This is a genomic window from Microtetraspora sp. AC03309 (assembly GCF_020826795.1).
GTDB classification, from domain to species: domain Bacteria; phylum Actinomycetota; class Actinomycetes; order Streptosporangiales; family Streptosporangiaceae; genus Microtetraspora; species Microtetraspora glauca.
This window is the reverse complement of the sequence record NZ_JADDIL010000270.1, coordinates 1-842: the sequence shown is the minus strand read 5'-3', so window position 1 is coordinate 842 and position 842 is coordinate 1. Positions and strand designations below refer to the sequence as shown.

Sequence of the window (842 nt, the reverse complement as noted above, 5' to 3'; positions counted from 1 at the left end):
TACTACAGTGCACCGATTGATGAAGAAACGAACTTCTTGAAGATCAGCAGGCCGGAAGATCTAAAGCTTGTCGATCCCGCTTGTGGATCGGGACACATGTTGACCTACGCGTTCGATCTGCTGTACGCAATTTACGAGGAGGAGGGTTACGCGCCGGCGGAGATTCCCAGCCTCATACTGTCAAATAACCTGTACGGCACGGAGATCGATCCCCGTGCGGGAGCACTATCGGCATTCGCGTTGACTATGAAAGCAGCGGCGAAGCGCAGGCTTTTCCTCAAAGACGCCGTCAAGCCGAACATCTGCTTGCTAGAACCGATCTCATTCAGTCCCGGCGAACTCGCCTACCTGGTTACTGAGGACGGAGACCTTCACCAGGAGGAAGCGTTCTGGAACCAGTTCAGCAAGGCTGACTTTCTGGGCGCCCTGATCCAGCCTGATGCGACCCTGATCTCGCGACTCACTCTGCATCTGGATCGTCTGAAGGATGGCGGAGACATCTTCAAGGCCGATGCGATAGGCCGGGCGTGGCGCGTCGTTCAGCAAGCTGAATACCTCGCCGAGCGGTACTCTGTGGTCGTTGCGAATCCGCCGTATATGGGCGGAAAGAACATGGGGTCCGATCTGACTGAGTTCGCAAAGCTCGAATTCCCGGACACGAAGTCGGATTTATTCGCGATGTTCATCGACCGTTGCGGTAGTCTCGTCGATGGCCACGGTGGTTTGGTTGCGATGATCACCATGCAGTCGTGGATGTTCTTGACGTCTTTTGAGGACCTGCGCGGCCGGATAATTCGGTCCTCCCCACCAGTGTGCATGGCACACTTGGGAGAACGCGCTTT

The 842-nt window shown here is 55.8% G+C and carries 1 protein-coding gene; it reads left to right on the top strand.

The window, feature by feature from the left end; genetic code table 11:
• Nucleotides 1–96 precede the first annotated feature (96 nt).
• A partial coding sequence (locus tag IMZ11_RS42770; protein WP_228649308.1) for a BREX-1 system adenine-specific DNA-methyltransferase PglX occupies nt 97–842 on the top strand: 746 nt, incomplete at its 3' end.